The sequence below is a fragment of the Amycolatopsis vancoresmycina genome, assembly GCF_000716785.1.
Classification (GTDB): Bacteria; Actinomycetota; Actinomycetes; order Mycobacteriales; family Pseudonocardiaceae; genus Amycolatopsis; species Amycolatopsis vancoresmycina.
Map to the genome: position 1 here is coordinate 325,642 of NZ_JNYY01000016.1, position 12,763 is coordinate 338,404.

Consider the following 12,763-nt stretch of genomic DNA (forward strand, 5'->3'; position numbering starts at 1 on the left):
CGACATGACGACAGGCGAAAAGACCGGCGTCGAGATCGTGGACGCCGCACTGGCGGAGCGTGCTGCGCCCCTGGCCGAGCGGCTGGTCGCCGACCAGGCCGCCTCGAAGCTGGCGGCGCAGGACGCGACGCTCTGGGGGCCGGACGCCGAATCCGAGGCGTCGATCCGGCTGTCGTGGACGACGCTGCACAAGTCGTCGCGACCGCTGATCGGCGAAATCGAGGCACTGCGAACAGAGTTGCGGTCCGAGGGCGTCGACCGGGTGGTGCTGGCCGGCATGGGCGGCTCGTCGCTGGCGCCGGAGGTGATCACCGCGACCGACGGCGTCGCGCTGACCGTCCTCGACACCACCGACCCCGGCCAGGTCGCGGACGCCCTCGCGGGCGACCTCGAGCGCACGGTGATCGTGGTGTCGTCGAAGTCGGGCGGCACCGTCGAGACCGACAGCCACCGGCGGATCTTCGCGAAAGCGTTCGCCGACGCGGGGATCGACGCGGCACGGCGGATCGTGGTCGTCACCGACCCGGGCTCGCCGTTCCAGGCACTGTCCGAAAAGGAGGGTTATCGCCGGACCTTCCTGGCCGACCCGCACGTCGGCGGCCGCTACTCGGCCCTGACCGCGTTCGGGCTGGTCCCGGCCGGGCTGGCCGGCGCGGACGTCGCCCGGCTGCTCGACCAGGCCGCTTCGGTGGCCGACGAGCTCGCCGCGGACTCCGCGGACAACCCGGCGGTCAAGCTGGCCGCCGCGTGGGCCGCCGCGCACGAGGCCGGTGCCGAGAAGGTCGTCCTCGCGGACACCGGCTCCGGCATCAAGGGCTTCCCGGACTGGGCGGAGCAGCTGATCGCCGAGTCCACCGGCAAGCAGGGCACCGGCCTGCTGCCGGTCGCGGTCGAAGGCCCGGAGGCGCCCGGCTTCGCCGACGCCGGGTCCGACGCCACGCCCACCGCGGTCGGCACCCCGCAGGGTGCGGCGAAGCTCGCCGTCACCGGCTCGCTGGGCGCGCAGTTCCTGCTCTGGGAGTTCGCGACCGCGCTCGCCGGGCGGCTGCTCGGGATCAACCCGTTCGACCAGCCCGACGTGGAAGCGGCCAAGAAGGCGGCGCGGGCGCTGCTGGACGACCCGGAGAAGCTCAAGGGCGGCGAGGAACCGTCCAACGTGGACGGTCCGGTCGAGATCTTCGGCAGTGCCGGCGTTTCCACGGACGGCAGCCTCACCGACGTGCTGACCGCGTTCTTCGCTTCGGCGCCGGACGCGGGCTACATCGCCGTGCAGGCCTACCTCGACCGCCTCGACGACGCGTCGACGTCCCTGCTGCGCGGCGAAATCGCCAAGCGCACCGGGAAGCAGACGACGTTCGGCTGGGGCCCGCGGTTCCTGCACTCCACCGGGCAGTACCACAAGGGCGGGCACCAGAACGGCGTCTTCCTGCAGCTCACCGGCGCGGTCGAGCACGACCTCGACGTGCCGGACCGGCCGTACACGCTGGGGCAGCTGCAGCACGCCCAGGCCCTCGGCGACGGGCAGGTGCTCGCCGAGCACGGCCGCCCGGTGCTGCGCCTGCACCTCACCGACCGGGCCGCGGGCCTCGCGGCCGTCGTCCGCGCGGTACAGGAGGCCGGCGCATGACGTGGACCAACCCCCTGCGCGATCCGCGGGACAAGCGGCTCCCGCGGATCGCCGGGCCGTCCAGCCTGGTGATCTTCGGCGTCACCGGCGACCTGGCCCGCAAGAAGCTGATGCCCGCCATCTACGACCTGGCCAACCGCGGGCTGCTGCCGGCGGGCTTCTCGCTCGTCGGGTTCGCCCGCCGGGACTGGGAGCACCAGGACTTCGGCGAGCTCGTGCACGACTCGGTCAAGGAGCACGCGCGGACGCCGTTCAAGGAATCGGTGTGGAACCGGCTCGCCGAAGGCATCCGGTTCGTCCAGGGCACCTTCGACGACGACGAGGCCTTCGACCGGCTCGCGCAGACGGTGAAGGACCTCGACGAGGAACGCGGTACCGGCGGCAACACCGCGTTCTACCTGTCGATCCCGCCCGGCGCGTTCCCGGTGGTGACCAAGCAGCTGGCCCGCTCCGGGCTGGCCAACGCGGACGCCAGCACCTGGCGCCGGGTCGTCATCGAGAAGCCGTTCGGGCACGACCTGAAGAGCGCCGAAGAGCTCAACGCGATCGTCAACGACGTCTTCCCCGAGGAGTCGGTGTTCCGCATCGACCACTACCTCGGCAAGGAGACGGTGCAGAACATCCTGGCGCTGCGCTTCGCGAACCAGCTGTTCGAGCCGATCTGGAACGCCAACTACGTCGACCACGTGCAGATCACCATGGCCGAGGACATCGGCCTCGGCGGCCGCGCGGGGTACTACGACGGGATCGGCGCCGCCCGGGACGTCATCCAGAACCACCTGCTGCAGCTGCTGGCCTTCACCGCGATGGAGGAGCCGCTGTCGTTCGAGCCGCGGGCCCTGCGCGCGGAGAAGATCAAGGTGCTCTCCGGTGTCACGCCGGTCGGGCCGCTGAGCAAGACCACCGCGCGCGGCCAGTACGCGGGCGGCTGGCAGGGCGGCAAGAAGGTGCCCGGCCTGCTGCAGGAAGAGGGCTTCGCGAAGGACTCGAAGACCGAGACCTACGCGGCGGTGACCCTCGAGGTGCAGAACCGCCGCTGGGCCGGGGTGCCGTTCTACCTGCGCACCGGCAAGCGGCTCGGCCGCCGCGTCACCGAGATCGCCGTCGTGTTCAAGCGGGCGCCGCACCTGCCGTTCGACTCGACGTCGACCGAGGAGCTGGGGCAGAACGCCCTGGTCATCCGGGTGCAGCCGGACGAGGGCATCACGCTGCGGTTCGGCTCGAAGGTGCCGGGGACCACGATGGAGGTCCGCGACGTCACGATGGACTTCGGGTACGGGCACGCGTTCACCGAGTCCTCCCCCGAGGCCTACGAACGCCTGATCCTGGACGTCCTGCTGGGTGAGCCGTCGCTGTTCCCGGTGAACGAAGAGGTCGAGCTGTCCTGGAAGATCCTCGACCCGATCCTGGACCACTGGGCGAAGGAAGGCGCGCCGGAGCAGTACGCGCCCGGCACGTGGGGCCCGGCCTCCGCCGACGAAATGCTGGAGCGCACCGGCCGGAAATGGAGGCGCCCGTGATCATCGACCTGCCGTCCACCACGACTTCGGCACTCAACAAGAAGCTGGTGGAGATCCGCGAACAGGGCGGGCAAGTCGCGCTCGGGCGGGTGCTGACGCTGGTGATCGTGGCCGACGACGACAGCAAGCTCGAAGAAGCGATCGAAGCCGCCAACGGCGCGAGCCGGGAGCACCCGTCGCGGGTGATCGTGGTGGCCAAGGGCGCCCGCACGGCGGCCCCGCGCATCGACGGCCAGATCCGCGTCGGCGGCGACGCCGGCGCGAGCGAGGTCATCGTGCTGCGGCTGTACGGCCCGCTGGCCGCGCAGGGCCAGAGCGCGGTGGTGCCGCTGCTGCTGCCGGACGCGCCGATCGTGTGCTGGTGGCCGGGAGCCGGCCCGAAGGACCCGGACAAGGACCCGCTCGGCGAGCTGGCCCAGCGCCGGATCACCGACTCGGCCGCGGAGAAGAACCCGGTCAAGGCGCTGACCACGCGGGCGAAGGCGTACACCGAAGGCGACACCGACCTGGCCTGGACGCGCCTGACGCACTGGCGCGCCCAGCTCGTGTCGGCGCTGGACCTGCCGCCGTACGAGAAGATCACCGGCGCGACGGTGACCGGCGAGGCCGATTCGCCGTCGACCGAGCTGCTGGCGGCCTGGCTGGCCGAGTACCTGAAGGTGCCGGTCAAGCGGGTCAAGAGCTCGGGCGCGGCCGGCATCATCTCGGTGACGCTCGACCGCCGCTCGGGCCCGGTGGAGCTGCACCGCCCGGACGGCCGCGTGGGCACGCTGACCCAGCCGGGCCAGCCGACCCGCCGGATCGCGCTGCAGCGGCGCAGCACGCAGGACTGCCTCATCGAGGAACTGCGCCGGCTCGACCCGGACGAGGTCTACGAAGCGGCCCTGCAGGGTCTGGGCAAGATCACGTCGGGCACGAACGGCAAGACGGGCGCGCCGGCCAAGGCGGACGTCACCTCGCCGGCCACCGCGGCCGGCTCGGCGGCTTCGGGTGCGCACAAATGAGCAAGACGGAAGTGGTCGTCTACGCGAACCAGGACCTGCTGGCCGCCGCGGCGGCGGCGCGCCTGGTGACCCGGCTGGTGGACGTCCAGGCGGCCAGGGGATCGGCGTCGCTGGTGCTGACGGGCGGCGGCACGGGCATCGCGGTGCTGTCCGAGCTGCGGGCCTCGTCGGCCCGCGACGCGATCGACTGGTCCCGCCTGGACATCTACTGGGGCGACGAGCGGTTCGTCCCGGCGGATTCGGACGAGCGGAACGAGAAGCAGGCCCGCGAGGCCCTGCTGGACCACGTCCCGCTGGACCCGAAGCGCGTCCACGCGATGGCGCCCTCGGACGGCGAGTTCGGCGACGACGTCGACGCGGCGGCCGCGGACTACGCCTCGCTGCTGGCGTCTCAAGCCGGACCGGAGGACCACGGCGACGTGCCGTCGTTCGACATCATGCTGCTGGGCCTCGGGGGCGAAGGGCACACGGCATCGGTGTTCCCGGAGTCCCCGGCGGTGTACGAGACGGAGCGTTCGGTGGTGGCGGTCCGGAACTGCCCCAAGCCACCCCCGACGCGTATTTCCCTGACCCTCCCGGCAATCCGCCGCGCCCGCGACGTGTGGCTGATGACGGCCGGCGAGGCGAAGGCGGACGCGGTGGCGCTGGCCTTGGCGGGCGCCGGTGAGGTGCAGCTGCCGGTGGCCGGGGCCCGCGGGCACCGCCGGACGCTGTGGCTGCTGGACCGGGCCGCGGCGGGGAAGCTGACGAAGGTGTATCAGCCGCCTACGGCTTGAGTTGTTTTCTCGGGTGAGGGCCCCTGCTTCGGCAGGGGCCCTCACCTCTTTCCCGCCCGCGTCACTCCGTTCGCCAGCCCCGCTCCAGCCGGGCGAAGATCTCCTCCGCCGCCCGCCGCCGGTGTGGGTGGGCCAGGATCAGCTCTCGCGACGCCAGCGCGAACCGCGCCAAGGCCGCGCACGCGATGTCGTCCTCCGGGGCGCCCGACTCCTCGGCTATCGCGCGGGCCAGGGTCGTCTCGTGGCGCATCCACATGCGTCTCGCGTAGTCGCGCAGGGTCGGGGTGCTTTCGATCAGCCTGATGAACTGCTCGTCCGGGCCGACCGCGATGTCCCGCAGCATGTACTCGCGCAGGGCGTCCACGATCGTGTGGGCCGGCGGGCGGCCGAGCACCGCCTGGACCAGTGCCGCCTCGATGTCGTCGTCCTGGTCGAACACCAGGGCTTCCTTGCTGGGGAAGTGCTTGAACAACGTCGTCACGGAAACGTCGGCCGCGTCCGCGATCTCCTTCACGCCGACCTGGTCGTAGCCGCGCTCCAGGAACAGCGCGAGTGCCGCGTCGGCCAGCGCCTGGCGGGTCTGCGCCTTCTTGCGCTCGCGGCGCCCGATCACTTCCGTCATGACCGCCAGCCTACGTGATGGTGGACTCACTTCGAAAGTTGAGTCGTTGCACTTTTTTAGTCACTATGGTTTTCTCGGATCAGGCCCCGGACGAGCCGGGGCCCCGAACCTCCAGGGGGAAGCCATGAACTCCATCGCGATCGTCGGCGCCGGCCTCGGCGGGCTCGCCTGTGCGCGCGTCCTGCAGCTGCACGGCCTCGACGTCACCGTCTTCGAACAGGAACCTTCGGCCGACGCCCGTCCCCAGGGCGGCACGCTCGACATGCACGGCGACACCGGCCAGGTCGCCCTCCGCACCGCCAAGCTGCTCGACGAGTTCCGCGCACTGGCGAGGCCGGAGGGCCAGCAGATGCGCGCCCTCGATCCCCGCACCGCCGAGGTCGTCATCGACGAGACGCCCGAGGGCGACTTCCGCCCCGAGATCGACCGCGGCCAGCTGCGCGGGATCCTGCTGGACTCCCTCGCCCCCGGCACCGTCCGGTGGGGCCGGGCGGTCGCCGACGTCGCCGGTGCCCGGCTGACGTTCGCCGACGGCGCCTCCCACGACTTCGACCTGGTCGTCGGCGCGGACGGCGCGTGGTCCCGCGTCCGGCGCGCGCTCACCGGCGTCCGGCCCGGGTACAGCGGGGTCACGTTCGTCGAGTTCGGCCTCGACGACGCGGATCGCCGTCACCCGGAGCTGGCCGCGCGGACCGGCCAAGGGACGATGATGACGAAGGTCGGCGGGAAGGCCCTCGTCGCCCAGCGCACCAGCAGCGGGCACATCCGCTGCTACGCGACGTTCTACGCGCCGGAGGACTGGGCCGCCGGCCTCGATTTCGCCGACGCGGCCGCGGTGCGCGCGCACCTGCTGGAGCGCTACGCCGGCTGGCACCCGGACGTGCTGGCGTACGTCCGGGACCACGACGGCGGGTTCACCCACCGGCCGCTGTACGTCCTGCCCGTCCCGCACGCCTGGACGACCACGCCCGGGCTCACGCTGCTCGGCGACGCGGCGCACCTGATGCCGCCGCTCGGGGTCGGCGCGAACCTGGCCATGCTCGACGGCACCGAGCTGGCGACGGCGCTGGCCACGGCACCGAGCGTCGAGGAGGCGGTCCGGGCGTACGAGGCCGGCATGCTGCCGCGGTCGATCGAGACCGCGAAGGCGTGCGCGTCGGGCCTGCACGACCTGCTGAGCGACGACCTCGGGTCGATGGCGGCCTGAGAGCTACCGCCGGGCGACCACACGTGGGTAACATGATTCCCACGATGTGGTCGTCTTGGCGCACAGTGGGAAACGACATTCCCACACTGAGTAGCACCCGTCGCCAGCTATCCCCCGGACGGCCCAGTCGATTACGGAATCCGGACGCCGGAGCACCGACTGCGGGTGAAACTAACCGTCTCCGTACGCCACCTCGTTAGCATCCGCACATTTGTCTGCCGCTGCGCGTCCCGATCCGGCCCTGAGCGCCTCTCACCAACAAGTCCACAAGACGAATGGGGTCGCCAGCGATGAGTACAGAGGGACTCTCGATTCCAGGCATCTCGATCGCGAGCTCGGGGCCGTCGGCCGCCGAGCGGGTGCGAAAGCGAGGGCTGAGCGTGTTCGGCTCGGTGCCGCGCCCCGCTGTCGTCACGTTCGCCATCGAGGCGGCCGCGGTCATCCTGGCCGTGCTCGACGTCTGGCTGGTGATCCCCGAGAAGGCCCAGCCCTACTCGATCTGGCTGTCCGGCGCCGCCTGCCTCGCGGTGGTGTTCCGGCGCAAGTTCCCGTTCCTCGCCGTGCTCGTCGCGGTCCCCGGCTTCCTGGCCGGCTGGGCGCAGCTCGCGTCGATGATCACGCTCGGCATGCTCGCCACCCGCCGCCAGCTGCACTGGCAGGTCTGGGTCGGCGCGGCGCTGGTGTGGATGTGCCGGTTCGTGCAGTGGCCGCTGGAGGACTTCGCCCAGCTCAGTTGGCGCGAGCACATCCTCGACGGCATCTACGGCGTGCTGGTCGCCGGTATGCCGATCGCCATCGGCCTGCTGATCGGCGCGCGGGCGGAGGTGTCGAACAAGCTCGCCGAGCTGGCCACGAGCCGCGACCGCGAGCGCCGCTTCCACGCCGACGCCGTCCGCGCGGAGGAGCGCGCCCGGCTGGCCCGCGAGATGCACGACGTCGTCTCGCACCAGATCACGCTGATCGCCATGCAGGCGGGCGCGCTGCAGGCCCAGACCACCGACGACCGCGCGCAGGAGACGGCGCAGGTCATCCGCACGCTGTCGAAGCGGACGCTGGAGGAGCTGCGGTCGCTGCTGAGCGTGCTGCGTGCGGGCCCGGACGACGACGGCCCGCGCCCGGGCATCAACGACCTCGACCGGCTGATCCGGACGTCGGAGGTCCCGGTGCACCTGTCGGTGGAGCACCTGCCGGAGGCCCTGCCCAACCAGGTGTCGGCAGCGGCGTACCGGACGGTCCAGGAGTGCCTGACGAACGTCCACAAGCACGCCCCGGGCGCCACGGCGACGATCCGCATCCAGGGCGAGCACGGCGCGCTCAAGATCGAGGTCCGCAACGAGCGGGCGAACCGCCCGGGCGAGGCGTTGCCCTCGGGCGGCCACGGCCTGACGGGCCTGGCCGAGCGAGCGCGCCTGCTGGGCGGAAGTTTCGAGACATCGGGCACGGAGGACGGCGGCTTCCGCGTGCGGGCGCGGTATCCGCTGGACCGCTGACCTCCGGCCCCCGGTATCCAGCTTACCGGCGGACACCGACGATTCCAGACGGCTTGCGGCCGCGAGCGGAGGATTTCGGACGAAAACGACCGAAATCCTCCGCTCGCAGCATTTCCGGGCCGAAAACTGTCGGTGGCCCCCGGTAGCGTGGAAATCGGGGGCTGCTCAGTGCCGGAACACGAATGCCCCTCGCCAGGACCAGTGATACACCAGCCCCCGTCCCGCGCCGATCACGTGTGGCTGGAGGGGCATCAAGCGTGACTGGAGGGGCATCTCGCGTGATCCGAGGGGCATCGCGGTGATGCCTTCCCCGTCACGCGTGATGCCCCGGAGCGCACGCGTGATGCCCGGCTGATCACGTGTGATGCCCCGGAAAGCACGGCGAGGGCCGGGTGGGCGCACGACAAGCCACCCCGAGGTGACCCGGGGTGGCTTTCGGCTGGAAACCGCTTAGATGATTTCCCGGCGCTTGCGCAGGCGGTCGAGCGCCTCCGCCAGGATGGCCTCGCCGTCGGCGTCGCTGCGCCGCTCCTTCACGTAGGCGAGGTGCGTCTTGTACGGCTCGGTCCGCGGCGCGGCCGGCGGGTTCTTCTCGTCCTGGCCGCCGGGGAGACCGCAGCGGGGGCAGTCCCACTCGTCGGGGATCTCCGCGTCGAGCGCGAACGACGGGCGAGCCTCGTGCCCGTTGGCACACCAGTAGGAGATGCGGCGGCGCGGCGCCGACTCACCCCGTTCCGATTCGCCCGTAGGACCGGCACCCACCCGGGTGCCCCGAATCGCGTTACCGCCAACCATGAATCCTCACACCTAGGAATCGGCGGCGCGCCCCCCAATAGGCACGCCGAATCGCTGCGTCCCGCCGTCTCGACCCGGTCGCGGCCGACGGACGGGACGCCGGACGCCTCACACCTTGAGCAGCAGACCCAAGCCCACGATGCTGATCAGCCAGACCGCGCCCAGCAGCAGGGTGATCCGGTCGAGGTTCTTCTCGGCCACACTCGACCCGGCCAGGCTGGACTGCATCCCACCGCCGAACAGCGACGACAGGCCACCGCCCCGGCCACGGTGCAGCAGCACGGCGACCACCAGCAGGACGCTGGAGACGATCAACAGGATTTGCAGGAACAGCTTCATGTCATCCTCTGGGCTCTAGGAGAATGCAGGGGTACGGCATGGTCGTTTCCGACCACCACCGTACCCCTGGACTCGTCCACTGCTGTGTGACGGACCGGATACACAGGCTACCCGGTCGTGGCCTCGATCAGGGCAGCGGCCCGCCCGCGGCGAGTGCGCAGAGTTTCGTGAACTCCTCACCGTCCAGGCTCGCTCCGCCGACCAGGGCACCGTCGATGTTCTCGCAGGCGACCAGCTCGCTGATGTTGCCCGATTTGACCGATCCCCCGTAGAGCACCCGGACGGACGAAGCGACCTCGTCGCCGTACTTCTCCAGGAGGGTCGCCCGGATGGCCTTGCAGACCTCCTCGGCGTCGGCCGACGACGCGACCTTGCCGGTGCCGATCGCCCAGACCGGCTCGTACGCGACCACCACGCCGGAGACCTGTTCGGCCTTGAGGCCCTTCAGGCCCTCGATCAGCTGCGTCGTGGTGTGGTGGATGTGCTCGCCGGCCTCGCGGACCTCGAGCTTCTCCCCGATGCAGAGGATCGGCGTGATGCCGTGCTTGAGCGCGGCCTTGACCTTCTTGTTGACCAGTTCGTCGGACTCGGCGTGGTATTCGCGCCGCTCCGAGTGCCCGACCGTGACGAACTTGCAGCCCAGCTTGGCCAGCATCGGCCCCGAGATATCGCCGGTGTACGCGCCCGAATCCTGCGGCGCCACGTCCTGCGCGCCGTAGGTCAGGGACAGCTTGTCGCCGTCGACCAGGGTCTGCACGCTGCGGATGTCGGTGAACGGCGGCAGCACCGCCACGTCGACCTTCGCGTAGTACTTCTCCGGCAGCGCGAAGGCGATCTTCTGGACCAGCGCGATCGCCTCGAGGTGGTTCTGGTTCATCTTCCAGTTGCCGGCGATGAACGGCTTGCGTGCCACTAGTTCTTCTCCTCCAGGGCCGTCACGCCCGGCAGTTCCTTGCCCTCGAGGTACTCCAGCGAGGCCCCGCCGCCGGTGGAGATGTGCGAGAAGCCGTCCTCGGGCAGGCCCAGCTGCCGCACCGCGGCCGCCGAGTCGCCGCCGCCGACCACGGTGAACGCGTCGCTCTTCACCAGCGCCTCGGCCACCGCACGCGTGCCGCCCGAGAACGCCTCGAACTCGAACACGCCCATCGGGCCGTTCCAGAACACCGTCTGCGCGTCGGCCAGCTTGCCCGCGAACAGCTCGCGGCTGCGCGGGCCGATGTCGAGGCCCTGGCGGTCGGCCGGGATGGCGGTGGCGTCGACGGCTTCGTGCTCGGCGTCGGCCGAGAACTCCGTCGCCGCCAGCACGTCGACCGGCAGCACCAGTTCGACGCCGCGCTTCTCGGCCTCGGCGAGGAAGCCCTTGACCTGGTCGAGCTGGTCTTCCTGCAGCAGCGACTGGCCGACCTCGTGGCCCTGGGCCTTGAGGAAGGTGTACGCCATGCCGCCGCCGACGAGCAGCCGGTCGACCTTCGTCAGCAGGTTCGCGATGACGCCGAGCTTGTCGGACACCTTCGCGCCGCCGAGCACGACCACGTACGGCCGCTTCACGTCGTCGGTCAGCTTCTTCAGCACGTCCAGCTCGGCCAGCACCAGGCCGCCCGCGTACGCCGGGAGCACCGAAGCGACCTCGTAGACCGAGGCCTGCTTGCGGTGCACGACGCCGAAGCCGTCGGAGACGAACGCGCCGCCCGGGACCAGCGCGCCGAGCTCGGCGGCCAGTTCGGAGCGGTCCACGGCGTCCTTGCTGGTCTCGCGCGCGTCGAAGCGCACGTTCTCCAGCAGGACGACACCGCCGTCGGCGAGGCCGCCGGTCAGCGCCTTCGCGGACTCCCCGACCAGGTCACCGGCCAGGGCGACCTCGGCGCCGAGCAGCTCCGACAGCCGCTTCGCGACGGGCGCGAGGGTGTACTTCGGGTCCGGCTCGCCCTTCGGGCGGCCGAGGTGCGCGGTGACGACGACCTTCGCGCCCGCGTCGGCGAGCTTCTTGATCGTCGGCAGCGCGGCGCGGACCCGGCCGTCGTCGGTGATGCGGTCCCCGTCGAGCGGGACGTTCAGGTCGGACCGCACGAGCACGTACCGGCCCTGAACGCCCTCGCCCAGCAGGTCGTCGAGGTTCTTGACGCTCATCGGGTTCAGGCGAGCTTCGAACCGACGAGCTTGACCAGGTCGGCGAGGCGGTTGGAGTAGCCCCACTCGTTGTCGTACCAGCCGACGACCTTGACCTGGTTGCCGATGACCTTGGTCAGCGGCGCGTCGTAGATGCAGGACGCCGGGTCGGTGACGATGTCGGCCGAGACGATCGGGTCGTCCGAGTAGCGCAGGATGCCGGCGAGGGGGCCCTCGGCGGCGGCCTTGTAGGCGGCGTTGATCTCCTCGACCGTGGCGGCCTTCGACAGCGTGACGGTGAGGTCGGTGGCCGAGCCGGTCGGGACCGGGACGCGCAGCGCGTAACCGTCCAGCTTGCCCTGCAGCTCCGGCAACACGAGGCCGATGGCCTTGGCGGCGCCGGTCGAGGTCGGGACGACGCTCAGGGCGGCGGCGCGGGCGCGGCGCAGGTCCTTGTGCGGGGCGTCCTGGAGGTTCTGGTCCTGGGTGTACGCGTGGACCGTGGTCATCAGGCCCTGCTCGATGCCGAAGGCGTCGTTGAGGACCTTGGCCAGCGGGCCGAGGCAGTTGGTCGTGCAGGACGCGTTCGAGATGATGACCTGCGAGCCGTCGTACTTGTCGTCGTTGACGCCGAGCACGATGGTCAGGTCCTCGCCCTTGGCCGGCGCGGAGATGATGACCTTCTTGGCGCCACCGGCGATGTGCGCCTTGGCGGCGTCGGCGTTGGTGAAGAAGCCGGTCGACTCGAGGACGACGTCGACGTTCAGCTCGCCCCAGGGCAGGTTGGCCGGGTCGCGCTCGGCGAGGGCCTTGATGGTCTTGCCGTCGACGACGATGCCCTCGTCGCTGACGCTGACCTCACCCGGGAACCGGCCCAGGATGGAGTCGTACTTCAGCAGGTGGGCCATGGTGGCGACGTCGCCGAGGTCGTTGAAGGCGACGACCTCGATGTCCTGGCCGCTGGCCTGCACGGCGCGGAAGAAGTTGCGGCCGATGCGGCCGAAGCCGTTGACACCTACGCGAACGGTCACTGCTGCCACTCCTCTGAGGATCGGCCGGCACCCCGGCCGTGACTTGCGGGCTCGCGGCCACCCTAGCGTGCGGGCATGCGCGTCCCTGACTGCCCTGACGAGACTTCCACCACTTGGCGAACGGGTCAAGAATCGATTAAGAACCGACTCCGCTCCGGAGCGTTCCGGCCGGGTGGACCACGGCGGACCACCGCACGCCGCCGGTCCAGCCGCCGGGACCGGTTCCGGCTGATCAAACCGGGTGCA

Annotated in this window: 12 protein-coding genes; 6 read left to right on the forward strand and 6 right to left on the reverse strand. The window is 70.9% G+C overall.

The genetic code is table 11. From position 1 onward, the window contains the following. The first annotated feature begins 4 nt into the window (after window positions 1-4). Genes OO60_RS33225 through pgl form a run of 4 tightly spaced genes read left to right on the forward strand, consistent with a single transcriptional unit; the run spans window position 5 to window position 4,927 of the window. Window positions 5-1,627 (forward strand): glucose-6-phosphate isomerase, encoded by a 1,623-nt coding sequence (locus OO60_RS33225; protein WP_003071447.1) that lies wholly within the window; start codon window positions 5-7, stop codon window positions 1,625-1,627. After that, the gene (gene zwf, locus OO60_RS33230) at window positions 1,624-3,147 is read left to right on the forward strand and encodes a glucose-6-phosphate dehydrogenase (RefSeq protein ID WP_003071449.1); all 1,524 of its coding nucleotides are present in this window, start codon (window positions 1,624-1,626) and stop codon (window positions 3,145-3,147) included. Before OO60_RS33225 ends, zwf begins: the two co-directional genes overlap by 4 nt. Further along, complete coding sequence (gene opcA / locus OO60_RS33235) at window positions 3,144-4,151, forward strand: glucose-6-phosphate dehydrogenase assembly protein OpcA (RefSeq protein ID WP_033262857.1); 1,008 nt, start codon at window positions 3,144-3,146, stop codon at window positions 4,149-4,151. The genes zwf and opcA overlap by 4 nt, the downstream gene beginning before the upstream one ends. Beyond that, on the forward strand, window positions 4,148-4,927 hold the full coding sequence (gene pgl / locus OO60_RS33240) for a 6-phosphogluconolactonase (protein WP_003071455.1): 780 nt from the start codon (window positions 4,148-4,150) through the stop codon (window positions 4,925-4,927). Before opcA ends, pgl begins: the two co-directional genes overlap by 4 nt. Window positions 4,928-4,988: 61 nt before the next feature. Here pgl and OO60_RS33245 read toward each other — a convergent pair whose 3' ends face one another. After that, window positions 4,989-5,549, reverse strand: a complete 561-nt coding sequence (locus OO60_RS33245) for a TetR/AcrR family transcriptional regulator (RefSeq protein WP_003071458.1) — start codon at window positions 5,547-5,549, stop codon at window positions 4,989-4,991. 124 nt (window positions 5,550-5,673) lie between these two features. On the opposite strand from OO60_RS33245, the gene OO60_RS33250 reads away from it, so the two are divergent. Both OO60_RS33250 and OO60_RS33255 read left to right on the forward strand, forming a co-directional pair. Continuing rightward, window positions 5,674-6,756 (forward strand): FAD-dependent oxidoreductase, encoded by a 1,083-nt coding sequence (locus OO60_RS33250; protein ID WP_003071463.1) that lies wholly within the window; start codon window positions 5,674-5,676, stop codon window positions 6,754-6,756. A 290-nt stretch (window positions 6,757-7,046) separates the two neighbouring features. Continuing rightward, window positions 7,047-8,246, forward strand: coding sequence for a sensor histidine kinase (locus tag OO60_RS33255; RefSeq protein ID WP_205624123.1), 1,200 nt, complete (start codon window positions 7,047-7,049; stop codon window positions 8,244-8,246). A 450-nt stretch (window positions 8,247-8,696) separates the two neighbouring features. Here the strand turns inward: OO60_RS33255 and OO60_RS33260 are convergent, their stop codons facing one another. The 5 genes from OO60_RS33260 to gap all read right to left on the reverse strand — a co-directional run bounded on the left by OO60_RS33260 (window position 8,697) and on the right by gap (window position 12,517). Further along, window positions 8,697-9,041 (reverse strand): RNA polymerase-binding protein RbpA, encoded by a 345-nt coding sequence (locus OO60_RS33260; protein WP_033262808.1) that lies wholly within the window; start codon window positions 9,039-9,041, stop codon window positions 8,697-8,699. A gap of 108 nt (window positions 9,042-9,149) precedes the next feature. Next, entirely contained in the window at window positions 9,150-9,380 is a 231-nt protein-coding gene (gene secG, locus OO60_RS33265; protein ID WP_003071471.1) for a preprotein translocase subunit SecG, read from the reverse strand. Window positions 9,381-9,507: 127 nt separating this feature from the next. Then, window positions 9,508-10,293: a triose-phosphate isomerase gene (gene tpiA / locus OO60_RS33270; RefSeq protein WP_003071474.1), complete on the reverse strand. Its 786-nt coding sequence runs from the start codon at window positions 10,291-10,293 to the stop codon at window positions 9,508-9,510. Further along, window positions 10,293-11,507, reverse strand: coding sequence for a phosphoglycerate kinase (locus tag OO60_RS33275; protein WP_003071477.1), 1,215 nt, complete (start codon window positions 11,505-11,507; stop codon window positions 10,293-10,295). Before OO60_RS33275 ends, tpiA begins: the two co-directional genes overlap by 1 nt. Window positions 11,508-11,512: 5 nt before the next feature. Next, window positions 11,513-12,517: a type I glyceraldehyde-3-phosphate dehydrogenase gene (gap, locus tag OO60_RS33280; RefSeq protein WP_003071480.1), complete on the reverse strand. Its 1,005-nt coding sequence runs from the start codon at window positions 12,515-12,517 to the stop codon at window positions 11,513-11,515. Window positions 12,518-12,763: the final 246 nt, after the last annotated feature.

Coding starts and splice junctions, on each gene's coding strand:
- OO60_RS33225 (WP_003071447.1), top strand. CDS start 5: ATGACGACAGGCGAAAAGACCGGCGTCGAGATCGTGGACGCCGCACTG.
- zwf (WP_003071449.1), top strand. CDS start 1,624: ATGACGTGGACCAACCCCCTGCGCGATCCGCGGGACAAGCGGCTCCCG.
- pgl (WP_003071455.1), top strand. CDS start 4,148: ATGAGCAAGACGGAAGTGGTCGTCTACGCGAACCAGGACCTGCTGGCC.
- OO60_RS33245 (WP_003071458.1), bottom strand. CDS start 5,549: ATGACGGAAGTGATCGGGCGCCGCGAGCGCAAGAAGGCGCAGACCCGC.
- OO60_RS33250 (WP_003071463.1), top strand. CDS start 5,674: ATGAACTCCATCGCGATCGTCGGCGCCGGCCTCGGCGGGCTCGCCTGT.
- OO60_RS33255 (WP_205624123.1), top strand. CDS start 7,047: ATGAGTACAGAGGGACTCTCGATTCCAGGCATCTCGATCGCGAGCTCG.
- OO60_RS33260 (WP_033262808.1), bottom strand. CDS start 9,041: ATGGTTGGCGGTAACGCGATTCGGGGCACCCGGGTGGGTGCCGGTCCT.
- secG (WP_003071471.1), bottom strand. CDS start 9,380: ATGAAGCTGTTCCTGCAAATCCTGTTGATCGTCTCCAGCGTCCTGCTG.
- OO60_RS33275 (WP_003071477.1), bottom strand. CDS start 11,507: ATGAGCGTCAAGAACCTCGACGACCTGCTGGGCGAGGGCGTTCAGGGC.